We start from the raw sequence: 24385 nt of genomic DNA, 5'->3' as shown, positions 1-24385 counted from the left end.
AGCCGGCCGGGCCTCCGACGTCGCTCCCTCTTCGCCCGCGTGCCGGCCCTCGCTCTCGCGCCGGCCCTGGCACTGACCCTGATCGTGGCGATCCCTCCGTCCGCCCCGGCCGCGGCACACACCCTGTCCGTCACCTCCCCGAGCCTGATCTTCCAACGGGGATCCGGCACAGTGGAGTTCGGATCGTCCGCGGCCTCGGTCTCCTGGGCGATCACCGACGAACAGGGCGTACGGGTGCGCGGTGGCACCAGCTGGCTCTCCGGCGGGAAGGCCGCCATCCCCGTCGCCGACCTCGCCCCCGGCTACTTCGAACTCGCCCTGCACGCGGGCGCCGCCCCCGAACCGACCGACCTGCGCACCTCGTTCGCCGTCATCGAACCCGTGCCGGACAGTGCGGTCGGCCCGTCCTCACCGTTCGGCGCCGCCGTGCACATCGGACGGGCCGGCTGGGGCCTGAACGTGCTCGACGAGGCACGGAAGACGGGCATCGCGCACATCCGCGAGGACGCCTGGTGGAACCGGTTCGAGACCACGAAGGGCAGCTACACCTTCCCGGCCGCCTTCTCCAGCACGATGGCCCACGCCCGTGAACTGGGCATCACTCCGATGATCATCGCGAACGGCGCCAACTCCCTCTACGACAAAGGCCGGACGCCGAGCAGCCCCGAGGGCATCGCCGCCTTCGGGAAATTCGCGGCCGCGGTGCTCAAGCACTACGACCTGAGCAACGTCGAGGTGCTGAACGAGTACAACGCGGGCACCTTCAACAACAGCGCCTGCGGACGCACCGCCGCCTGCTACCTGGAGGTGCTCAAAGGGGTCCACCAGGCCGTGAAGGCCGCGGACCCGGGCGCCGCGGTCGTCGGCCCGGCCACCATCGGCATCGGCAACTGCACCCCCGCGGACGGCAGCAAGTGCTTCGCGCCGGACCTGATCGACCGCGGCGGGCTGAAGGCGATGGAGGCCTACAGCGTCCACCCCTACCACTTCCCGGGCGGACCGGAATGGCTGGGCGGCACCGGCGACACCATCGCCGGACTGCGGCAGCGGATCCGCGCCGCCAACGGCGGCCAGGACAAGCCGATCATCCTCAGCGAGATGGGCTGGCCCACCGACACCGGCCACGGCACCACCGAACGCCAGCAGGCCGACAACCTGATCCGGCTGTACGCCACCGGCCTGGCCAACGGTGTGACCCGGGTCTACTGGTACGACCTGGTCAACGACGGCAGCGACCCCACCTCGTCGGAACAGAACTTCGGGATGCTCCGGCAGCCCGTGACCCCCACCACCGCGAACCCGGTCTCGGTCACCGCCAACGCTCCGAAACCGGCCGCGGTCGCCCAGGCGGTGGTGGCCCGGATGCTCGGCGGCAAGACGTACGCCGGTGACGACGCGGTGGCCGCACCGGCCCACTCGGTACGTTTCACCGGCGGCGGCACGACCCGCGTGGTGTGGGCGACCACCGCCCGCGACCTCACGGTCTCGGCGACCGGCCCGGTCACCCTGGTCGACTCCTGGGGCCGACGCTCCGTGAGGCAACCGACGGACGGCCGCATCACTTTGGCGGCCGGCCCGTCCCCGGTGTTCGTCGAGGGTCCTGTCACCGGAGTCGGAGCGGCGACGCCGTAGCGGCTGCGGACCGGAGAACGGTTCGGCGGGCGGGTGCCGGGCGCACTGCGATACCCGGCACCCGCCGTGCGGAACGGACCCCCGCCGGCTCGTGGCGGCGGCCCTGCGTCAGAAGGTGACGTCCGAGCAGGCGTAGAACGCGTTGCCGGTGTCGGCGATCGTCCAGACGCCGAGGATCAGGTGCTTGCCCGACTTCTGCGGCAGGACTCCGGCATGGCTCACCGTCGAACCCGGCAGACGGCCGCCGAAGGGCACCGTCAGGAACGGCTGCGGGTCCAGGTCGGCTCTGGTGAGGGGCTTGGTGGGGTCGTAGCCGTCCTTGGTGATGTAGTAGCGGAAGTCGGTCGTGGCGTGCCGGGCCTCGATGCGCCAGCGGAAGGTGTAGCTCTGACCGCCGGTGACCTTCGTGGCGGGCCAGGAACCGCCACGCGGGTCGTCGAGCTCGGAGAACCGGCCGATGCCACCGGCGCAGATGGTGCCGTCGACCGGGCCGCGGGCGGGGAAGCCCTTCGGACCCTCGACGCTCGGCGGCTCCCACTGGATCTGGCCGCAGTTGCGCACGGTGCCGTTGCCGCAGAGCTGCTGACGGCTGACGGGAGCGTCGGTGTAGCCATGGCTCTGGGCACTGCCGGTGGTGACGAGGAGGGAGGCCCCGGCGATCCCGAGGCCGAGGACGAACGAGGTGATCCTTCTGCGCATGCTTCGCTCCTGAGGGAGGTGTGGGGGCGCTGCGTGACGAGTGGGGAGGGCGCGCTCCACCCCACTAGGTCTAGACCAACTTCGAGACTAGTCAGGGCGATTGGTCATGTCCATACCATTGGTGAGCCGCAGGGTGGCCGGCCGGTGACGGCCCCGGCCGGGCCGGACGGGCCCGGCCGTCACGCTGTGTCGAGGGACAAAGCAGGCGTAGGCTGACAAAAGCGCCTGTGCACCGCGAGCCAGCGATGGAGGCGGCCCATGAACGATCCACACGGCTTCCTCAAATTCCCCCGCCGGCCCGTTCCGGCACGCCCCGTCCAGGAACGGCTGAGCGACTGGAACGAGGTCTACGCGGGACAGGCGCTGCTCCCCCTGGTGTCGGAGCAGGCCGGGCGCTGCATGGACTGCGGCATCCCGTTCTGCCACAGCGGCTGCCCACTGGGAAACCTCATCCCCGAGTGGAACACGTACGCCGGACGAGAGGACTGGCGGGCCGCTGCCGAGCGGCTGCACGCGACGAACAACTTCCCCGAATTCACCGGGCGCCTGTGCCCGGCGCCGTGCGAGGACGCCTGTGTGCTGGCCATCAACGCCGACCCCGTGACCATAAAGAACGTCGAGCAGGCCATCGCCGACCAGATCTGGGAACGCGGATACGCGGAACCGCGGCCGCCCGAGCGGCTCAGCGGGAAGACCGTCGCAGTCGTCGGCTCCGGTCCGGCGGGTCTGGCCGCGGCACAACAGCTCACCAGGATCGGCCACACCGTCGCCGTCTACGAACGCGACGACCGCATCGGCGGACTGCTGCGCTACGGCATCCCCGAGTTCAAGATGGAGAAACGGCACCTGGACCGCCGCATCGAGCAGATGCGGGCGGAGGGCACCCGATTCCGCACGGGAGTGGAGATCGGCAGTGACCTCGACGCCGCCGAACTCATCGAGCGGCACGACGCGGTCGTCATCGCCGTGGGCGCGCGCGGCAGACGGGAGCTGCCGGTGCCGGGCCGTGAGCTGCACGGCATCCACCAGGCCATGGACTATCTGACCCTGGCCAACCGGGTCACCCAGGGCGACTGCGAAGCCCCGGCCGTCACCGCCGAGGGCAAGCGCGTGGTGATCATCGGAGGAGGGGACACCGGCTCGGACTGCATGGGCACCGTGCTGCGTCAGGGGGCCGCCTCGGTGGTGCAGCTGGACATCAATCCCGAGCCGGGCGACGAGCGGCCCGACAGTGAACCCTGGCCCGTCCATCCGAAGATCTACCGGATATCCCATGCCCATGAGGAGGCCAGGGGCCGGAAGGGCACGGACCCGCGGGTCTTCGCCTCGGCCACCCTCCGCTTCGAGGGCGACCGGACCGGCCGGGTGCACGAGTTGCGTCTCGCGCAAGTGGAGCCGGAGGCCAGAAGGCCGCTCCCGGGCACCGAACGAGGGATCCCGGCGGATCTGGTGCTGCTGGCGCTCGGCTTCTACGGGCCCGAACACGACACGGGGCTGATGCGGCAGCTCGGACTCACCCTGGACGGCCGGGGGAACTTCGCCCGGAACGCCGGCTTCGGGGCCGAGACGACGGACCCGTCGGGGAGGGCGGCCCGACACCGGACGGACGGCATCTTCATCGCCGGTGACGCGGGGCGCGGTCAGTCCCTCGTGGTGTGGGCCATCGCGGAAGGACGGTCCGCCGCCGCCGCGACGGACCGCTATCTGAGCGGCTCCACAGTGCTCCCGGCGCCGATCGCACCGCAGGACCGGCCCCTGGTGGCTTGATCGCCCGGCCGCGTACCCGATGGGCGCATCAGCCGTGTGGGCCGGCGGTCCTGGAAGTGGGGGGCGCGTTCAACGTTCATGCGCCGTGTACTTCAAGCCGATTATTATTCGGCGTGCTGCCGGCGACTCCCGCAGACGGACTTCAAGGAGCCGGCCAGAGCGGTCACGTGCAACGCGTCGAGACTCCGCTCGCGGCTCACGCGTCCCGCCGAGGCGGCCAGCGCGACCCGGCACAGCGGAGCGGCCCGCCGGTACGGTGCCGAGTCGGCGATCGCCCGGACGAGCGCCTCGTTGAGCCGGTCGATCTCCTTGCGAACGTCATCGAGGCGGGGACGCTCGGCCGGTGCCCCGGACAGGTGGTCCCGCCACAGCCGGTGCAGCCCGCGCTGAACCGCCTTGTTCGCCTCGATCTGGTCGCGGAAGACCAGTCTGGTCAGCCATGGGTCCGCGCCGAGCTCCCCGGCCCGATCGGCCGCGGAATCCAGTACCTGCCGCTCCCTGGCGGGGTCGTCGACCGGGCTGCCGGTGCCCCACTTGGCCGCGGCGACCAGGTCGCCGGTGGCGAGGCGCCGGGCGGAGAGCTCGGCGACGGAGCGCAGCGCAGACCCCTGGGCCGTCTCGTGGGGAAGCGCGGCGGCCATGGAGGGCGGGGCCGCGACGCCCGCTCCGGTGAGCAGCGCCACCGCGAGTGCGGCGGTCGCCGATCGGCGCCAGGACGAACGGCGGCGCGAGGGCGAAGAGAGACGCATGAAATCTCCTCGAATCAATATTATTAATAATTCATATTCACGGCAGAGTGAGTGGTCCGGGCCTCGTCGTTAATTCCTGCCAAGGGTGTCTCCGGGGAGCCGTATGCGGCTTGAATTCGACGGTTGAGGTCGCCGGGTGAGGAAAAATTAGTAGAGCGGGCCGGCCCGGAGAGGGTTCCTGGGTCCGCGGGGTCCACGAAGGGCCCCTCACACTCCAGCACATATTTTCCCGCGTGTGGCAGGTGACGACCGGTGCGCCGGTCCCGTGCGCCCGCGCGTAGTAATTGTCACATCTGTTCCGGTCCGTGCACTGTGCTGCGCTGGTTCCGTTCGTAAAGGTGCTGTGAGTGGAAAACTGCGAACCGCCGCCCGGCGATGATCCGGAGGTGGATTCCGGCCGGGCCGGAGGGAGAAGCGCCCCGGCGTCCGTCCCGCGCGCGGTCCTGCGTGTGGCGGCGTACCCGTTCCTGCTGGCGGGCACGGTCTCGGTGGGTGCCGCGGCACTCTGTCTCGACTGGGACCCGGAGCATGTGAGCCCGCTCTTTCTGCTCAGTGTCATTTCCTATCTCACCGTGCTCGAACGCATGATTCCGTACCGTCGGTCCTGGCATCCGAACGCCGGTGAATGGCGTTGGTACGGTATCTATTTCCTGCTGACGATGGCGGCCAGCGCATTCGCGCAGTATCTTGTCACCGCCGTCGTCTCCGAGGTGGCCACGCGTGAATCGGAACTGAATCTCTGGGCTGAAATACCAGCCGCCCTGCTGACCGGATCGCTGGCCAGTTATGTGGTGCACAGATTCGGTCACACCAATGCGATATTGTGGCGGCTGCACGGTGTGCACCATGTGCCGGAAAAGGTGAACGTCGCCAATAATGGCGTCAACCACGTTCTCGATATCGTTCTCGCGCAGGGAATCGTTCAGCTGGCTCTGTCGCTGGTCGGTTTCTCACGCGATTCGGTGTTCGTCGTGGGACTTTTCGTGGCTGCCCAGGGCTATTTCGTCCACGCCAACATCGACGTGCGCATCGGCCGGCTCAACCATGTGCTCGCCAGCCCCGAGCAGCACCGGCTGCACCACAGCACCGATCTGTCCGAGGCGGGCCACTACGGCTCGGACCTGTCGATCTGGGACCACGCCTTCGACAGCTACACCTGGCGCCCCGGCCGCGAACCGGTCGTGGTCGGGCTCGGCGATCCCGCGTCCTTCCCCCGTACCGGGGAGATCGTCGCCAGCCTTCTCCACCCCTTGCGCCGTGCGAAGGGGCCCGGGACCGGTTCTGCCTGAACTGCCCTTCCATGCCGGTCCGCGGCGTCTTGACCTGAGGAGTTACAACCTTGCCCGACGTGAACAGTGCCTCTGTGAGCGACAAAGTAGCGATCATCGGCATGGGTTGCCGACTGCCCGGCGGCGCGTCGGACCACCGCGCTTACTGGCAGAATCTCATGGAGGGCAAGGACTGCATCACACCGACACCCGCCGATCGCTATGACGTCGGCAGTCTCGGCAGCAGACACAAGGAGAAACCGGGACGTCTGACCGGCGGCCGTGGTGGCTATATCGACGGCTTCGACGAATTCGACCCCGCCTTCTTCGGCATCAGCCCGCGCGAGGCCGACCGGATGGACCCTCAGCAGCGAAAGCTGCTCGAAGTCGCATGGGAGGCACTGGAGGACGGCGGACAGCGGCCCGCGGAACTCGCCGGGAGCAATACCGCCGTGTTCGTCGGCGCGTTCACGCTGGACTACAAGATCCTGCAATTCTCCGATCTGAGCTTCTCCACACTCGCCGCCCACACCGCCACCGGCACGATGATGACGATGGTCTCGAACCGTCTCTCGTACTGCTTCGACTTCCGCGGACCGAGCCTGTCGCTCGACACCGCGTGCAGTTCCTCCCTGGTGGCGGTGCACCTGGCCTGCCAGAGCCTCAGCAACCGGGAGACCGACCTCGCGCTGGCCGGTGGTGTGCTGCTGCACATGGCGCCGCAGTACACGATCGCCGAGACCAAGGGCGGATTCCTGTCGCCCGACGGCCGTTCACGCGCGTTCGACGCCACGGCCAACGGCTACGTACGGGCCGAGGGCGTCGGCCTGGTCGCGCTCAAGCGGCTGGACGACGCGCTGCGTGACGGAGACCCCATCCACGCGGTGATTCTCGGCGCGGGGGTCAACCAGGACGGCCGGACCAACGGCATCACCGTGCCCAACGCGGACGCCCAGGTCTCCCTCATCCGACGTGTCTGCGGCGAGGCGGGCATCACCCCCGGCGACCTCCAGTACGTGGAGGCGCACGGCACCTCCACGCCCGTGGGCGACCCCATCGAGGCCAACGCCCTGAGCCGGGCCCTGGCCGAGGGACGTCGACCGGACGCCCCCTGCTACGTGGGCTCCGTCAAGACGAACATCGGGCACACCGAAGCGGCGGCCGGCATCGCAGGCCTGATCAAGACCGTGCTCTGCCTCAAGCACCGCCTCATCCCGCCCCACATCAATCTGGAGCAGCTGAACAGCGCCATCGACCAGGTGGCCTCCCCGTACCGCATCCCGACCGAGCCGACCCGATGGCCCGCACACGAGGGGCCGGCACGGGCCGGGGTGAACTCGTTCGGGTTCGGTGGCACCAACGCGCACGTCGTGCTGGAGCAGGCACCGGACCGGAGCGCCCCGCCGGTCACGCCCGGCGAACGGACCTGGAATGTCCTCCCGTTGACCGCCCGGGCCCCGGAAGGCCTGCCCGAGGTGGCGGCCGGCATCCGCGGCGAGCTGGCAGGGGCGAACGGGCCCGAGGTGTCACTTCCCGACCTCGGCTACACACTGGCCCACCGCCGCCAGCACCTGGAGTCGCGGCTCTCCGTCGTGTACTCCTCACGGGCCGGGCTGGACGAGGCACTCGACGCCTTCGTGCGCGGCGAACCACATCCAGGAGTCGTCCACGGCAAGCAGCTCGAAGCCGAACAGCGCGGCCTGGTCTGGGTCTTCACCGGCATGGGCCCGCAGTGGTGGGGCATGGGCCGTCAACTGCTCGACACCGACCAGGTGTTCCGGGACACGGTCACGCGATGCGACCGGGCCGTCCGAGCGATCGCGGGCTGGTCCCTGATCGAGGAGATGAAGGCCGACGAAGCCGGGTCGCGCATGGGCGAGACCTGGCTCGCCCAGCCGGCCAACTTCGCCGTCCAGGTGGGACTCGCGGCCATGTGGCGCCACTACGGCGTGCGGCCCGACGCGATCGTCGGTCACAGCACCGGAGAGGTCGCCGCCTTCTACGAGGCAGGGGTGTATTCCCTGGAGGACGCGGTGAAGGTGGTCATGCACCGCAGCCGCCTCCAGCAGAAACTGACCGGCACCGGCACCATGCTCGCCGTGAGCCTGCCCGAGGACGAGGCGCAGGCCCGGGCGGCCGCGTTCGGCGACCGGGTCTCCGTGGCCGCCGTCAACAGCCCATCGGCGGTCACCCTGGCCGGCGACCGCGATGCCCTGGCCGAGCTGGCGGACCAGCTGCACGCCGAGAAGGTTTTCGCCAAGTTCCTCGCGGTGCAGGTTCCCTACCACAGCGCGGGCATGGAGGCGATCAAGGACGAGCTCCTGGCCTCGCTGGACGACCTCGCCCCCCGGGCGGCGACGGTCCCGCTCTACCTGACCGGGCAGGAAGGCACGGCGCACGGCAGCGAGCTGGACGCGAGCTACTGGTGGAAGAACGTCCGCCACCGGGTCCGCTTCCGCTCGGCCGTGGACCGGCTCGCCGCCGACGGATACGGACTGTTCCTGGAGATCGGTCCGCACCCGGTGCTCGGCCACTCCATCCGCGAGTGCCTCGGCGACCGGGGCGCGGCCGTGCGGACCCTGCCGTCGATCCGCCGCCAGGAGAACGAAACGGAACGCTTCGCCGCCTCGCTGGCGGAGCTGCACAACCTCGGCGTCGCCATCGACTGGGACACCCTGCATCCGGCGGGCACACCGGTGGTCCTGCCCCGCTACCCGTGGCGGCGCGACCGCTACTGGACGGAGCCCGCACCCGTGGCCCGGGTCCGCCTCGGCCACGCCGACCACCCGCTGCTGGGCCGGCGCACGGAGGACACCGAACCAACCTGGGACGCCGCCCTCGACACCGAGCGGCTGCCCTACCTCGACGACCACCGCATCCAGTCCACCGTCGTCTTCCCGGCAGCGGGATACCTGGAGATGGCCACGCAGGCCGTCCGCTCCCTCACCGGCGGCACCCACGTCGTGCTGACGGACATCGAGTTCCGCAAGGCACTGTTCCTGCCCGAGGGCGAGGACCGGGCCGTCCGGCTGACCCTCTCCTCACAGAACGCGGCGTTCACGATCGCGTCCAAGGGGCAGGACGAGGGCGCCCGCGCCGTGCACGCCCGCGGAGTCGTACGCTCGGGCCAGCCACGACCGGCAGGGCCCCCCGCCGACACCGAGGCCCTCCGGGCCCGCGCCCGGCGCCGGCTGGACGGCGAGGACTGCTACGCGGAGCTCGCCGCCCTGGGCTACCACTACGGGCCCGCGTTCCGTGCCATCGACGAGGTGTGGATCGGCTCCGGGGAGGTGCTCGCCCGGATCGGCCCGCCCACGGTGATCGGTGACGACGCGGCCGGACACCACATCCATCCCGTACTGCTCGACGCCTGCTTCCAGTCGCTGCTGACGACACAGCTGCTCGGCGCCGAAGACGCAGCCACGGGCGGTCCGGAGCGGCAGACCACCGGGATCCGGCTGCCCCTGTCGATCGAGGAACTGCGGCTCGCCCCGGTGGGAGACCGGCCGATCTGGGTGCACGCAACGGTGACCCGCGACGGCGAGGACGAACTCGTCGGGGACATGGCCGTGTACGCGGACAGCGGCGAACCCCTCGGCGGCATCAACGGCTTCCGCGCCGCCGACGTGGAGAAGGCGTCCACCACGGTCGGGCTCGGCACGATCGACTCCTGGCTCGCCGAGACCGTCTGGATCGACAGCCCCGTCGAACCCGCCACGGACGGGGCCGGGCGCGGAACGGCGACCGCCGCCGATGGCCAGCCCGCCTCGCCCGGCGGCGACTGGCTGGTCCTCGCCGACAGCCGGGGCGTCGGCGACGCCCTGAAAGCCCTGCTCACCGCCAGGGGCGAGCGCTGCCACCTGGTGCGTCCCGGCGACACATACAGAAGAGGGGGCGAAGACAGCGAGTTCACCGTGGACCCGGGCTCCGCCTCCGACCTGGAACGGCTCTTCGCCGACCTGAACGAGGACCGGGACGGCCAACACGGCGGCGGCGAAGGCGGCGCGGGGCCCGTCGGTTCCATCGTGCATCTGTGGAACCTCGATCTGCCTCGGCTCGCCGGGACCTCGCCGCAGGACATCGCCCGGCACAGCGGCACCGGGGCCTACTCACTGATCGCGCTCGCCCGGACACTGCTCCGCCGCGGGACGGCCGGCCGGCTGCACATCGTGACCCGTGGCGCCCAGCACGTCGAGCCCGGCGAGACCGTCGAGCCGCTGGGAGCGCCCGCGTGGGGAGTGGGCCGGGTGCTCAGGCACCAGGAGCTCACCTCCCACCCCGGCAAGCTGATCGACCTGGACCCCCGCGAGCCCGGCGACGAGGACTGCCGGGCCGAGGCCCACGCGCTGCTGCGTGAGTTCCTGACCGACGACGAGGAGGAGATCGCGTTCCGCGGCGCGGACCGCCGCACCAGCCGCATCAGGCGGGCCGAACAGCTGACGCACCCCCTCCCGCTGCAACTGCGCACCGACGCGAACTACCTGGTCACCGGCGCCTTCGGAGCGCTCGGCCGACTGCTCTGCCGGACCCTCGTCCGGCGCGGGGCGCGCAGCCTGATCCTGATCGGACGCACCACGCTGCCGGAGCGCTCCACCTGGCGGGAGCTGGACCCCGGCACCGCCGCCGGCCGTGCCACCGCCTTCGTCAAGGAACTTGAGGCGCTCGGGGCACGAGTCGTCCTGGCACCCCTCGACATCACCGACGAAACCGCGTTCACCACCTGGCTGGACGCTCACCGGCGCACCGGTCCGCTGCCGGTCCGCGGCGTGTTCCACCTCGCCGGTCAGGTCCGCGACACCCTCGTCGAGGACATGGACCACCGCACGTTCGCCGAGGCCCACGACCCCAAGGCCGTCGGCGCCCACCTGCTGCACCGCCACCTCCGGGACGAACCGCTGGACCACTTCGTCCTGTTCGCCTCGATCGCCTCACTGCTCACCACCGCCGGCCAGACCAACTACGCCGCGGGCAACGCGTTCCTGGACGCACTGGCCCAGCACCGCCGGGCACTCGGCCTGCCGGGACTGAGCGTGGACTGGGGCCCCTGGGCCACCGGCATGATCGAGGAACTGGGACTCGTCGACCACTACCTCCACAACCGCGGGATGAGCTCGCTCGCGCCGGACGCCGGCATGGCCGTACTGGAACGCGTCATCGGCCAGGACCGGGCCCAGCTGCTCGTCGCCACGGTCGTCGACTGGCCGGTGTTCCAGGCCTGGTACGCCGCGCCGCCCCGGCTGGTCGCCGAACTGGCGGCGGCCGCCCCCGCCAAGGCGGCCACCGGGCCGGGCGAGGGCATCCTCGATGCCTTCCGCGCCGCCGACACGGCACAGCGCCTGGGCCTGGTGACCGGGCGGTTCATCGAGCTGACCGCCTCGGTACTGCGGACCGGACCCGACCGGATCGACCCGCAGGCCGGGCTCAACGCGCTGGGACTCGACTCGCTCCTGGCGATGGAACTGCGGGCCCGGATCAATTCCGAGCTCGGCGTCGCCCCGCCAGTGGTGGCACTGCTGAGCGGCACCCCGGTCGCCGAGCTGATCACACAGCTCCACGACGCCCTCGCCGATCTGGTCGCCCACGAGGCCAAAAACGCCGCCACGGCCGAGGTGGAGGTGTACGAGGACGAACTCAGCCACCCGCTGACGCAGAACCAGAAGGCCCTGTGGTTCCTCCGGCAGCTCAACCCCGAGGGCTACGCGTACAACATCGGCGGCGCCGTCGAGGTCCGGGTCGAGCTCGACCCCGAGCTCATGTTCGAAGCCGTCCGCCGCATGGTGGCCCGGCACCCCGCACTGCGCACCAACTTCCGTACGGTCGACGGCGTCCCGCTGCAACAGGTGTCGCCGGAGGCGAGCGCGGACGTCGCCCTGTTCGACGTGCGGGACCAGGAATGGGAGGACATCCACCGCACGATCGTGGCCGAGTACCGCAGGCCGTACGACCTGGAGAACGACCCGCTCTTCCGTTTCCGCCTCTTCGAGCGCGCCCCCGACCGCTGGGTGATCATGAAGGCGGTGCACCACATCGTCTCCGACGCGATCTCGACGTTCACCTTCATCGAGGAGCTCCTGGCGGTGTACGAGGGGCTGCGCCACGGCCAGGCTCCCTCGCTTCCGCCCGTCACCGCCCGTTACCTGGACTTCCTCAACGCGCAGAACCGCTTCCTGGCCGGACCCTCGGCGCCGCGCATGCTCGACTACTGGCGCTCCCACCTGCCGGCCGAGGTGCCGACGCTGGAACTGCCCGTCGACAAGCCCCGCCCCGCAGTCCAGACACACAACGGGGCCTCCGAGTTCTTCGTCCTGGACACCGAGCTGAGTGCCCGGGTGCACACGCTGGCCCGCGAGCACGACGTGACCCCGTTCATGGTGCTGCTGAGCGCCTACTACGTGCTGCTGCAGCGCTACTCCGGCCAGGACCAGGTCATCGTGGGCAGCCCGGTGACCGGCCGGACCGAGCAGGATTTCGCGTCCGTCTACGGCTACTTCGTCAACCCGCTACCGCTGCACGCGGACCTGTCCGGCGATCCCACGGTGGCCCGGCTGCTGCAAGAGGTCCGCACCACTGTGCTGGGCGGCCTGGACAACCAGGAGTACCCGTTCGTCCTGCTGGTCGACGAACTGGGCCTCCAGCACGACCCCAGCCGTTCCGCGGTGTTCCAGGCCATGTTCATCCTGCTCACCCACAAGGTCGCCACCGAGAAGTACGGCTACCGGCTCCAGTACATCGAACTCCCCGAAGAGGAGGGTCAGTTCGATGTGACGCTGTCGGTCTACGAGGACGAGGCGGAGCACCGCTTCCACTGCGTCCTGAAGTACAACACCGACCTCTTCCTGCCGGAGACCATGCGGCGGATGGCATCGCACTACACCGCACTGCTCGACAGCATGACCCGCGTCCCGGCGGACCGGCCCACCTCCCGGCTGGAGATGCTGGGCGCCCAGGAGCGCGAGCGGCTGGTCGGCGAGTGGAGCGGCGCCGCGCGCACCGCGCTGCCGCCGGTGGTCGGGGAGAGCGAGGCGGGCGGCTTCCGCCCGGTGCATCAGCTGATCAGTGACACCGCCGCCCGCTGCCCGGACGCCGTGGCCATCACGGTCCCGGCGCTCCAGGGGCCGGCGCACCGGCTGACGTACGCGGAACTGGACCGCAGATCCGGTGAGCTGGCCCGGCGGCTCCGCGGGCTCGGTTCCGGCACCGGGTCGGTGGTGGCGCTCTGCCTGGACAAGTCACCCGAACTCGTCGTCACGCTGCTCGCCGTCCTCAAGGCCGGCGGAGCCTACCTCCCGGTCCCGGCCGACCACCCGGCCGACCGGGCCGCCCAGGCCGTGCGAGCCGCCGGCGCCACGCTCGTCGTCGTGGCGGACGACGCCTGCCGGGAACGGATGGCCGGACTGCCGGTCCCGACACTCACCCTGCGGGAGCTGCACGAGGCGGACCCGGACGCGGCACCCGGACCGGACGGCCGGGACGTGAGCGTGCCCGGCACCGAGGACCCGCCCGGTCCCGGCTCGACCGCCTACATCATTCACACCTCCGGCTCGACCGGCCTCCCCAAGGCCGTGCGGGTCAGCCACCGCAACCTCGCCTCGGCCTACGCGGCCTGGCTCCAGGAATACCGGCTGGACCGCGACGTGCGGGTGCACCTCCAGATGGCCGCCCCGTCGTTCGACGTCTTCACCGGCGACGTGGTGCGGGCGCTGTGCTCGGGCGGCAGCCTGGTGCTGGTAGACCGCGACCTGCTCTTCGACACCGAACGCCTGTACACCACGATGCGCAAGGAGCGCGTCGACTGCGCGGAGTTCGTGCCCGCCGTCGTACGCGGCCTCATGGACCACTGCGAACGCCAGGGCAGGCGCCTGGACTTCATGCGCCTGCTGGTCGTCGGGTCCGACGTCTGGAAGGCCGGGGAGTACCGTCGGCTGCACGAGCTGTGCGGACCGGGCACCCGGCTGATCAACTCCTACGGGGTCACCGAGGCGACCATCGACAGCGCCTTCTTCGAGGGGCCCGTCGACGACCTGGAACCCGGCCGGACGGTGCCGATCGGACGCCCCCTGGGCAACAGCACGCTCCATGTGCTCGACCGGCACGGTGAACCGGTGCCGCCCGGCGTGCCCGGCGAGCTGTGGATCGGAGGGGAGGGCGTCGCACTCGGCTACGCGGGCGACCCCGAGCTGACCGACCAGCGGTTCGTCACCCGGACCCTCGGCCGCGGGCCGGGCGCCGCCCCCGTACGCCTCTACCACAGCGGCGACGCGGCACGCTGGGACGCCGACGGCCGGGTCCATCTGCTCGGCCGGGTCGACGACCAGGTCAAGCTCCGGGGCCACCGCATCGAGATCGGCGAGATCGAGGCACACCTCGGGCAGCGGCCGGAGCTGGACCGGACGGTCGTCACCGTACGCCCCGACGCCCGGGGCGAGGACGTGCTCGTCGCCTACTGCGTACCGGCCCAGGGGGCCGCGCCGGACCGGCGCGCGCTGCGCCGGTACCTCGGGGACCGGCTGCCGGCGTACATGGTTCCGGCACACTTCGTCGTACTCCCGAGGCTGCCGCTGACCGCCAACGGCAAGGTCGACTCCGCCTCCCTGCCGGCGCCCCGGCTCGACACGGACGACGAGCCCGAGGAGACACCGCGCACACCCTTCGAGCTGAGCATGGCCCGGCACTGGGAGGAACTACTCGGACTGGAACGGGTCGGCCTGACACAGGAGTTCTTCGAGGCCGGCGGCAGCTCCATCAAACTGATCGAGCTGATCCACCGGCTCCGCAAGGAATTCGGCGTCGGCATCCCCGTCAGCCTGCTCTACCGGGTCACCACCCTGCACGGGATGGCCACGACCCTGGAGCGTCTGGCCACCGGATCCGTCTCCGACGACCTGCCCTGCCTCAGCTTCAACAGCGAACGGGAACAGACCGTGTTCTGCTTCCCGCCGGCGGGCGGCCACGGACTGGTCTACCGGGGATTCGCCGCCGCACTGCCCGAGTACCGGCTGATCGCCTTCAACTACGTCCCGGGCACCGACAAGGTGATCCGCTACGCCGACCTCGTCGAATCCCAGCGGCCCGAAGGCAAATGCCTGCTGCTCGGCTACTCGCTCGGCGGCAACCTCGCCTTCGAGGTGGCCAAGGAGCTGGAGGGCCGGGGCCGGGACGTCGCCCATGTGATCGTGCTGGACTCGCACCGCATCGTCGAGGCGTACGAACCCGGCCCCGAACACATCGAGTTCTTCGAGACGGAACTGGCCGAACACCTGCGCAAACACACCGGATCGGACGCGGTGGCCCGCGAGACCCTCGACCACGCCGCCGAGTACCTGGCCTTCTGCGGCCACACCCCGAACCTGGGAACGGTGGCCGCGACCGTCAGCGTGATCACCGACCAGGAGAAGACCGCACTCTACGCCGCCGGTGCGTCCGGCACCTGGCACGGCAGTTCGACCACGGACAATGCCGTGCTGCGGGGCTCCGGAATCCACGCCGACATGCTCGACCCCAAGCACGCGGCCCGCAACGCCGAGCTGGTGCGCGGCATCCTCCAGGAGGGCGGCGCCGATGTCCGATGAGGCGGAGGACGAGTGGAGCGTCCCCGGCCGGGAGAAGGACGGCAGCCCCCGGGTCATCGTGATCGGCGCAGGCGTCGCCGGAATGTCCACCGGGTGCTACGCGCAGATGAACGGGATGCGCTCGCGCATCTTCGAAAAGCACGTGCTGCCCGGCGGCTGCTGCACGGCCTGGTCGCGCGACGGCTACATCTTCGACTACTGCATCGAATGGCTGATCGGCACGGCCACCGGCAACGACGCCAACCAGGTGTGGCGCGAACTGGGCGCGCTCGACGGCAAGACCATCACCAACTTCGACATGTTCAACCGGGTCGTCGACGAGACCGGCCGATCGGTGACCTTCTACAACGACCCGGACCGGCTGGAGCAGCACCTGCTGGGTATCTCGCCCGACGACGCCCGGCTGATCCGCTCCTTCTGCCGCGATCTGCGCCGGTTCACCGGCATCGAGCTGTATCCGTTCCTGACCGCCCCGGCCCTGCGCACCGTACGGGAGAGAGCGGCGCTGCTGCGTACCGTCCTGCCCGCGTTCCGGCTGTTCTGGCGCACGGCGGCCACGCCGATGCACGAGTTCGCCGACCGGTTCCAGGACCCGTTGCTCCGCAAGGCGTTCCGCAACATCTTCTTCCAGGATCCGGAGGGCTTCCCGCTCCTCCCGTACCTGTTCAACATGGCGGGAGCCCATCATCAGAACGCCGGTTTCCCGCAAGGGGGTTCGCTCGGTCTGGCCCGCTCGATCGAGGAACGCTACACCGGGCTCGGCGGCGAGATCAGCTACCGGGCCCGGGCCGAACGGATCCTGGTCGAGGACGGGCGTGCCGTCGGGATCGAACTGCGCAACGGCAAGCGGTACTACGCCGACCACGTGGTCTCGGCCTGCGACGGCCACACCACGATCCACGGACTGCTGCAGGGCCGGTACACCGGGCCGCGGATCGACAAGCTCTACGACGAACTGCTGAACCGCCCCGGCACCCTGTTCCCCGCGGTGGTCTCCGCCTTCGTCGGCATCCGGGGCGAGCTGGGCGCCGACCGGGCCCACAGCACCACCTACCTGCTCTCCCCGCAGGACGCCGAGCAACTGCCCGGCGCCCTGCAGAGCAGCGTGGTGGTGCAGATGCGCTCCGACTACTCGGACGGTTTCGCCCCGCCCGGACGATCGGTCATCCACTGCACCTACTTCAGCGACTTCGCGTACTGGAAGGAGCTGCGCGCCGCCGACCGCAAGGAATACCGGGAGAAGAAGCGCCAAGTGGCCGACTTCGTCCGGGGGTTCCTGGAACGCCGGCTGCCAGAGCTGGGCGGGCGCATCGAGCTGGTCGATGTCGCCTCCCCGGCGACGACCCGGCGCTACACAGGCAACCACGACGGATCCATCCTGGCCTGGAAGGCGTTCTCCGAGGCCGACGACATCGCGGCCAAGCTGGTCGGCAAGGACCGCATGCGCCTGCCGGGCCTGCGTGGATTCTCGATGGCCGGTCAGTGGGTCGGCATGGGCGGCCTGATCCGCGCGGCGTCCACCGGACGCTTCGTCGTCCAGTACCTCTGCGACGAGCTCGGACGCGGGTTCACGGCGTCCGAGAGCCGGGGCACCGAACCCTGGCACCCGGGAAAGCTGGGCCGGCTGCCCCAGCTCGACAACTGGTCCATGCGTGGTGACACCCGCACATGAGCACCGAGGAGAACAGGTTCATGCCGCGTTCCGAACGAAAGTCGATGATCATCATCGGCGCAGGGCTGGGCGGTCTGTCCACCGGGTGCTACGCCCGGATGAACGGCTACCGGACCCATGTCCTGGAGATGCATGAACTGCCCGGCGGCTGCTGCACGGCCTGGGACCGCGGCGACTTCAGGCTGGACCCCTGCGTCAGCTGGCTCCTGGGCAGCGGGCCGGGCAACGAGATGCACCAGATCTGGCTGGAGCTCGGTGCCCTGCAGGGCAAGGAGATCCGGCACTTCGACGTGTTCAACGTCGTACGCGGCCGGTGCGGCCGGGCGGTGTACTTCTACTCCGACCCCGACCGGCTCCAGGCCCATCTGACGGAGCTCTCGCCCGCCGACGCGGCCCTGATCAAGGACTTCTGCAAGCAACTGCGCGGATTCCGCAAAGCCCTCGCCGTCTATCCCTTCCTCAGACCGGTCGGACTGATGCCGGTGACGGAACGCTGGCGCATGCTGGCCTCCTTCGTCCCGTACTTCAACGTCGTGCGCAAATCCATCGGCGTACTGATGACCGACTACTCGGCGAAGTTCAAGGACCCGCTGCTGCGTGAGGCGTTCAACTTCATCCTGTACGAGAAGCATCCGGCCTTCCCCGTACTGCCGTTCCACTTCCAGCTCGCCTCGCACGCCAACCTCTCCGCGGGCGTCCCCGAGGGAGGCTCGCTCGGGCTGGCCGAGTCGATCGAGCGGCGCTACCGCGGGCTCGGCGGCGAAGTGACCTACAACGCCAAGGTCGAGGAAGTGCTCGTCGAGGACGACCGCGCGGTCGGGGTGCGGCTCAGCGACGGACGCGAACTGCGCTCCGACATCGTCGTCTCGGCCTGCGACGGACGCACCACCATGATGGAGCTGCTGAAGGGCCGCTACCTCAATGAGGCGTACCGGCGCCTCTACACCCGCACCATCCGGGAACCCGGCATGGTGTTCCCCGGCTACTTCACGCTCTTTCTGGGCCTGCGCCGCGACTTCCCCGACGCCGACCCCTGCACCACCTATCTGCTCGACGAGACGGAAGCGGCCGCGCTGACCGGCATCCGCCATCCCAGCGTCAACGTCCAGTTCCGCAGCCGGCACTACCCCGAACTCTCCCCGCCCGGGACGAGCGTCGCGTACGTGACCTACTTCTGCGACATCGCTCCCTGGCGTGCCCTGGACGAAGGCCCGGAACAGGCCACCCGCAGCCGGGGCGGGCAGGAGCTGCACACGCTTCCGGTACGCCACGGACGCGGGTACTACGCGGCCAAGCGCCGGGCCCGCGAGACGCTCGTCGCGTTCCTGGAACGGCAGCACCCCGGCATCTCCGACGCGATCGCCGTCCGAGACGTGTCCAGCCCGCTCACCCAGGTCCGCTACACGGGCAACTACGACGGGACCGTGCTCGGGTGGCAGCCGTTCGTGGAGAGCGGGGAGACGCTGGAAAAGCTCATCAAACGGCACGGCCCGGGCGTTCCGGGGCTGCGGAACTTCTACCAGTCCGGCGTGTGGGCCACCACCGGCGGCCTGATCCGCGCGGCGGCGGCAGGCCGGCACGTCATGCAGTTCATCTGCCGCGACGACGGCCGCGCGTTCACCGCGTCCATCGACGAGAGCGGCCCGTCACCGACCCACCGGGTCATCGAGGTAGGGCCCCGGCCGGTGCCGCGGCCCGTTCCGGAGGGCCGCCAGGCCCCCGTCGAGAGTGAGGCAGCGCGATGAGGGCCAGCAAATGGGTGGTACGCGAGCACATCGAGGGTGTCCCCGATGTCGAGCGGGTCTACGGTCAGGTCGAGGAGGAGATCGACACCGAACTCGCCCCGGACGAGATGCTGCTGAGGACGCGCTACGTATCGGTGGACCCCTACCTCCAGGGCATCGCGCTGGACACCCCGCTCGGTGGGCACATGGGCGCCGACTCGATCATGGAGGTGCTGGAGGCGGGGCCGCTCGCCGCCCACCGCCCCGGTGACCTGGTGCAGGGGTTCGGCGGCTGGCGCACCCACCTCGTCAGCAACGGCGCGGCCACCCCCTGGCAGACCGGCACGTTCCCGATGGTCTTCCCGGCGTTCCGCCGCCTGGATCCCGACTGGTACGACGAAGCGCTGCCGCTCCCCACCGCACTCGGCGTCATGGGCGGCCCCGGCATGACTGCCTGGGGGACCCTGACCAAGTTCATGTCGATCCGCCCCGGGGACACCGTCGTGATCAGCGGCGCCTCCGGCTCCGTCGGCTCACTGGTCGGTCAGTTGGCCAAGCTCGCGGGCGCCCGCGTGGTGGGTACCACCTCGTCGCCGGAGAAGGCGGACTACCTCGACGACCTGGGATTCGACGCGGTAGTCGTCTACCGTCACGGCGACAACAGCGACGCCGTGCGGGACGCGCTGCTGTGGGCCGCGCCGGACGGCGTCGACAAGTACTTCGACAATCTGGGCGGTCCCGTCACCGACGCCGTGTTCTCCATGCTCAACATCGGGAGCCAGGTGGCCGTGTGCTGGCAGTGGGCCACCCAGGTGGGCCGCGACTACACGGGACCGCGACTGCTGCCGTACATCATGTTCCCGCGTGCCCACATCCGGGGCATCTTCTCGCTGGAATGGTTCACCGAACAGAACTGGCGCGCGCTCCACGACGAGCTCGGCGGCCTGGTCCGACGGGGCGAGGTGCGCTGCGGACACACGCTCCACCAGGGCTTCGAGAACATCCCGGACGCCTACCGGACCCTCTACCGGGATCCCGGGGCCAACCGCGGCAAGGTACTGGTCGAACTCTGACCACCGGCCCGGCACCACACCCGTGACCACCCTCCCCAGCCCAGCAGTTCGCCGCACCCGCGCAAGCCTGGAGGCCCCGTGACCTGCCCTGCCGACGCCCACGTCCGCCCGGGGCCGCCCATGCCCCCGCTGCACCGGCTGGAGTTCGAGCCACCCGGCCCGCCCAGGCCCGTCGCCTTACCCGACGGGACCGCGGCCTGGCTCGTGAGCCGTTACGCCGAAGTACGCATGGTTCTGACCGACAGCCGGTTCGGACGCGCCGGGCTCCACGCGCCGGATTCCCCGTCCCTGTCGGGCGAATCCGGCCTGGTCAGCAGCCTCGACCTGATCTTCAACCAGGACGGCGAGGACCATCTGCGTCTGCGCCGCACCATGCGGCGCGCGTTCACGCCCAGGGCCGTCGCCCGCTGGCGGCCCTGGATCGCCAAGATCGTCGACCAGTGCCTGGACGAACTCGCGGACCGCGCACGTCCGGCGGACCTGGTGGCCGACTTCACCCTCCCGCTCCCGGTCGCCGTGATCAGCAGACTGATGGGCCTGGACTCCGAAGCCCAGGAGCGGCTGCGTCACTGGAGCCAGTACGCCTTCTCCGACGGCTCCCACCCCGAGGAGGAAATGGCGTCCGCGCTGACGGAGTTCGCCGCCTTCGGAGCCGAGCTGCTGGCCGAGCGGCGCCGGGAGCCGGGCGACGATCTGCCCAGCGCGCTGGTCCGGACGGCCGACGAGGAGGGCGGCATTCCCGAGGGTCAACTCGTCGACTTCGTCTGCGGGTTGATCGTGGGCGGCCATGACAGCACGATGACGATGCTCGGCAATTCACTGCTCTACCTGCTGGGCGAGCGCCCGGAGGTCTGGCCCCGTCTCGGGGCGGACGAAGCTGCCGCCGGCGCACTGGCGGACCGCCTGTTGCACCTGATCCCGCTCGGCGACGACCGGGGGACCGCACGTTACGCCGTCACCGACACGGAGGTCGGCGGGGTGACGATCCCGGCCGGCTCGGTGGTTCTCGCCGACTCCGGTGCGGCCAACCGTGATCCCGAGGTGTTTCCGCCCCGGCCGTTGGACGATCTCTTCGCACCCCTGGCGGCACCCACCCTGGCGTTCGGGGCGGGCGCACACTACTGCCTGGGCGCCTGGCTGGCGAGGCTGGAACTCCAGCTGGCCCTGCACCGGCTCGCCGCACGCCTTCCCGGCCTGCGCCTGGCCCAGTCCGCCGAAGAGGTCGAATGGCACCTGGGCACCACCTCCCGCAGCCCGCGGCGGATCGCCGTCACCTGGTAGCGGCGCCCGCCGGCGCTACGGGGGTCAGCCGCGGGGCCGCGGCCAGTCCTGGGCCTGCGCCCATGTGGCGTAGGAGGTCCAGGGGACAGTGGGGAACTGCGTCCGCAGCGCTGCCATGTCCACCTGATAGCCGCCGTTCACAAAGAAGCTGTACATGGCGAACATGTCGGGGTTGGCGGTGCGCAGGTCCTCCAGCGAGGACTGGCGGAACGCTACCGTGCCACCTGCGGCCCGCCCGATCTCCTCGGCCATCCGGGCCGGTGTGGGATCGTCGCCCGCCACCTCGACCCGCTGCCCCGTCCAGCGGTCCGGATCGGCGACCACCGCGGCCACGACCCGTCCCAGGTCCTGCCGCGCCACCTGCTGGAGGGGAGCGTCGCCGGGCATCGGCATGGTGAGGAGCCCGGCGGCCACCTCCTGGCGGGAGCCCAGGGCGTTGTCGTAGAAGTACGTCGGTGCCACCACCGTCGCGGGCAGTCCCGAGCGGGTGAGCAACTCCTCGGTCCTGGCCTTGGTCTCGAAGTGCGGGACACCGGTGTCCCGGTCCGCACTGGCGACCGAGGCCAGCACCAGATGGGGGAGCGCGACATCGGCGGCCGCCCGGACGATGGCCGCCCCCTGGGCCACCTCGGCGTCCAGACCGTCCTGGAACGGGGTGGTGACGGCGAAAGCGGCCGCCGCGCCCCGGAAGGCCTGGGCGAGCGAGGCCGCGTCGAACAGATCGCCCGGCACGACCTCCGCTCCGGCCGCCGCCAGCGAGCGGGCCCGCCCGCTGCCGGGATCACGCACCACGGCCCGTACGGCGCGGCCCGCCTCCAGCAGGGCGGCGACCACCGCGCCACCCTGACCACCGGTCGCGCCGAGCACTGCTGTCGGCATGAGGCCTTCCTGCATGGGGTCTCCCTGATCGAGCGACATGGGTCCATGCTGACCCGGGGGCGGCCGGCCCTGCCACCGGGAGGAACCCGGAGGGGGCGACGGCGATGTGCCGGACGGCGGAAGAGCTCAGCCGCCGGAAGCAGAACCGGAGCCGGCGGCGTTGCGCCACACGGTGAGGTCCAGCGTCAGGTACTTGCTCGGCGACTCCTCGCCCGAGAGTCCCTGGATCGTCACCAGGCCCATGTGCCCGGTACCCGTCGTGACACAGATCTGCCTGCCCTTGGAGACCGTGTTGAGGTAGATGGTCTCGGTGAACCGGGTGTCCGCGCGGCAGGCCTCCAGGGAGCCCTCCTGCCCGGGATCGAGCAGCACCAGGCTGCCGCCCGTGGTCTCCGCGTCGAGATATCCGCCGGTGTCGTAGGAGAGTTCGTACCCGCCGTCCTCGCCCTGCTGGGGCCGGACATCGTCGTCCCCGAGCGTCAGGTGGTAGCCGGCGGTCAGGTTGATGCCCTTGTATTCGACGGGCTTGGCCTCGGGCTTGGTGCTCGGCTTGGAGTCGGCCTCCTTGTCACCGCTGTGGTTCCCGGTCGTGTCGCTCGTCCGCCTGCCGCCCGTGGAGCCGCCGGCCTGTTCCTCCTTGCCGTTGTTCCTGAGCAGGAAGTACAGCGTGCCGCCGGCCACGACACCGAGGACCAGCGCGGCGGCGATGGCGGTGACCGCACGCCGCTTGCCGGAACCCTCCGGGCGCCGGGGCGCCTGAGGCACCGGGCTGCCGGGGTACGTCTGCGACGGTGACTGCGTCGGCATCTGGGTCGGGGCATACGCGTGGGGGTTCGCCTGGGCCGGCCCGTATCCCTGGGACGGATGGGGTACCTGGTACGTGGGCTGCTGCTGGGGCGGGACGGGCGAGGGCTGCGCCGGCTGGGTGGGCTGCTGTGCCACCGGCGGACCGAAGCCCGGCGGCGGGGTGGCCGGGGCCACCGGGGCGGTGGGGGTGTAGCCCGCGGGAGCGGTCGGAGCGTAGGCCGCGGGCGGGGCGGCTGCCGGGGGCGGCGGGGTCTGGACCGGGGCGGGGGCCGCCGTGCGCACCGTGATGTCGGCGGAGACCGGGGCGGGCAGCCAGTCCTCGGGGCGGCGCAGCACCGTCTCCGCGTTCGCGGACTGGCAGAGCGTGATGACCTCGGCGATCGACGGCCTGGCGGCCGGGTCCTTGGCGAGGCACCGGCTGACCAGCTCCATCAGCCGTTCCGGGACGCCGCTGAGGTCGGGCTCCTCGTGGACGATCCGGTACAGGACGCCGTGCGAGGTCCCCTCACCGAACGCCGGGGACCCGGTCGCCGCGTACGCCGCCACCTGGCCCAGCGCGAAGACGTCGGTGGCCGGGGTCACCCTGCGCCCGGCCGCCTGTTCCGGTGCCATGAACGAGGGCGTACCGATGGTGACACCACTGCCGGTGAGCGAGGTCGCGTCGGCCGCGTGGGCGATGCCGAAGTCGATGACGCGGGGGCCGTCGGCGGCGAGCAGCACGTTGGACGGCTTGAGGTCGCGGTGGACGATGCCGGCGCCGTGGATGACGTGCAGTGCCTCGGCCATGCCCGCGATCAGCAGCACCACCGTCTCGACCGGCAGCGCCCCGTGCGCGACGACCGCGTCGGCGAGCGAGGGACCCGGCACGTACGCGGTGGCCAGCCACGGGTGGGCGGTGTCGGTGGCGGCGTCGATCACCGGCGCGGTGAACAGGCCCTGCACGCGTTGCGCCGACTTGACCTCCTGGGCGAACCGGCGGCGGAATTCGGCGTCCTCGCCGAACTCGGGCCGGATCACCTTGATGGCGACCGGCCGCCCGCCGGGTGTGTACGACAGGTACACCTTGCCCATGCCGCCCGCGCCGAGTTTGGCGGCGAGCCGGTATCCGGCGATGGTGGTCGGGTCGTCTCCCTCAAGCGGTTGGAAGACCTGGGAGGCCATTCCCGGGTCCGGCTGCTGACCACTCATCACTAACGTCTCCCACGCAGAACGTCGATATCGAAACGGCACCTTATACAAGTCCGGGCCGTCGGTGCCCGTTCCGG

At 70.6% G+C, this 24385-nt stretch carries 12 protein-coding genes; 8 read left to right on the top strand and 4 right to left on the bottom strand.

All coding sequences use genetic code 11. The annotated features are described in order from the left end of the window. Positions 1–39: 39 nt before the first annotated feature. A complete protein-coding gene (locus ACGF8B_RS10060) occupies positions 40–1632 on the top strand; it encodes a hypothetical protein (protein WP_392736556.1) in 1593 nt (530 codons plus the stop codon). 108 nt (positions 1633–1740) lie between these two features. On the opposite strand, the gene ACGF8B_RS10055 is transcribed toward ACGF8B_RS10060, so the two are convergent. After that, positions 1741–2331, bottom strand: coding sequence for a lytic polysaccharide monooxygenase (locus ACGF8B_RS10055; protein WP_392736555.1), 591 nt, complete (start codon positions 2329–2331; stop codon positions 1741–1743). Between the two features lie 258 nt (positions 2332–2589). Here ACGF8B_RS10055 and ACGF8B_RS10050 point away from each other — a divergent pair, with 258 nt between their 5' ends. Then, positions 2590–4098, top strand: coding sequence for a glutamate synthase subunit beta (locus ACGF8B_RS10050; RefSeq protein WP_392736553.1), 1509 nt, complete (start codon positions 2590–2592; stop codon positions 4096–4098). Positions 4099–4202: 104 nt separating this feature from the next. On the opposite strand, the gene aroQ is transcribed toward ACGF8B_RS10050, so the two are convergent. Next, positions 4203–4847: a gamma subclass chorismate mutase AroQ gene (gene aroQ / locus ACGF8B_RS10045; RefSeq protein ID WP_392736551.1), complete on the bottom strand. Its 645-nt coding sequence runs from the start codon at positions 4845–4847 to the stop codon at positions 4203–4205. A 386-nt stretch (positions 4848–5233) separates the two neighbouring features. On the opposite strand from aroQ, the gene ACGF8B_RS10040 reads away from it, so the two are divergent. From ACGF8B_RS10040 to ACGF8B_RS10015, 6 genes are all read left to right on the top strand, one after another. Then, a complete protein-coding gene (locus tag ACGF8B_RS10040; protein WP_392737404.1) occupies positions 5234–6136 on the top strand; it encodes a sterol desaturase family protein in 903 nt (300 codons plus the stop codon). Between the two features lie 50 nt (positions 6137–6186). After that, the gene (locus tag ACGF8B_RS10035) at positions 6187–15684 is read left to right on the top strand and encodes an amino acid adenylation domain-containing protein (RefSeq protein WP_392736549.1); all 9498 of its coding nucleotides are present in this window, start codon (positions 6187–6189) and stop codon (positions 15682–15684) included. Beyond that, positions 15674–17356, top strand: a complete 1683-nt coding sequence (locus tag ACGF8B_RS10030) for a phytoene desaturase family protein (protein WP_392736547.1) — start codon at positions 15674–15676, stop codon at positions 17354–17356. Before ACGF8B_RS10035 ends, ACGF8B_RS10030 begins: the two co-directional genes overlap by 11 nt. Positions 17357–17376: 20 nt before the next feature. Beyond that, the gene (locus ACGF8B_RS10025; protein WP_392736546.1) at positions 17377–19101 is read left to right on the top strand and encodes a phytoene desaturase family protein; all 1725 of its coding nucleotides are present in this window, start codon (positions 17377–17379) and stop codon (positions 19099–19101) included. Then, the gene (locus ACGF8B_RS10020; RefSeq protein WP_392736544.1) at positions 19098–20153 is read left to right on the top strand and encodes an MDR family NADP-dependent oxidoreductase; all 1056 of its coding nucleotides are present in this window, start codon (positions 19098–19100) and stop codon (positions 20151–20153) included. The genes ACGF8B_RS10025 and ACGF8B_RS10020 overlap by 4 nt, the downstream gene beginning before the upstream one ends. Positions 20154–20273: 120 nt before the next feature. After that, positions 20274–21434, top strand: coding sequence for a cytochrome P450 (locus ACGF8B_RS10015; RefSeq protein ID WP_392737402.1), 1161 nt, complete (start codon positions 20274–20276; stop codon positions 21432–21434). Positions 21435–21458: 24 nt separating this feature from the next. Here ACGF8B_RS10015 and ACGF8B_RS10010 read toward each other — a convergent pair whose 3' ends face one another. After that, positions 21459–22313: an NmrA/HSCARG family protein gene (locus ACGF8B_RS10010; RefSeq protein ID WP_392736542.1), complete on the bottom strand. Its 855-nt coding sequence runs from the start codon at positions 22311–22313 to the stop codon at positions 21459–21461. A gap of 126 nt (positions 22314–22439) precedes the next feature. Continuing rightward, positions 22440–24308, bottom strand: a complete 1869-nt coding sequence (locus tag ACGF8B_RS10005) for a serine/threonine-protein kinase (protein ID WP_392736541.1) — start codon at positions 24306–24308, stop codon at positions 22440–22442. Positions 24309–24385: the final 77 nt, after the last annotated feature.

The sequence above is a fragment of the Streptomyces sp. NPDC047917 genome (assembly GCF_043204345.1).
Classification (GTDB): domain Bacteria; phylum Actinomycetota; class Actinomycetes; order Streptomycetales; family Streptomycetaceae; genus Streptomyces; species Streptomyces sanglieri.
This window is presented reverse-complemented; position numbering and strand designations above follow the sequence as displayed.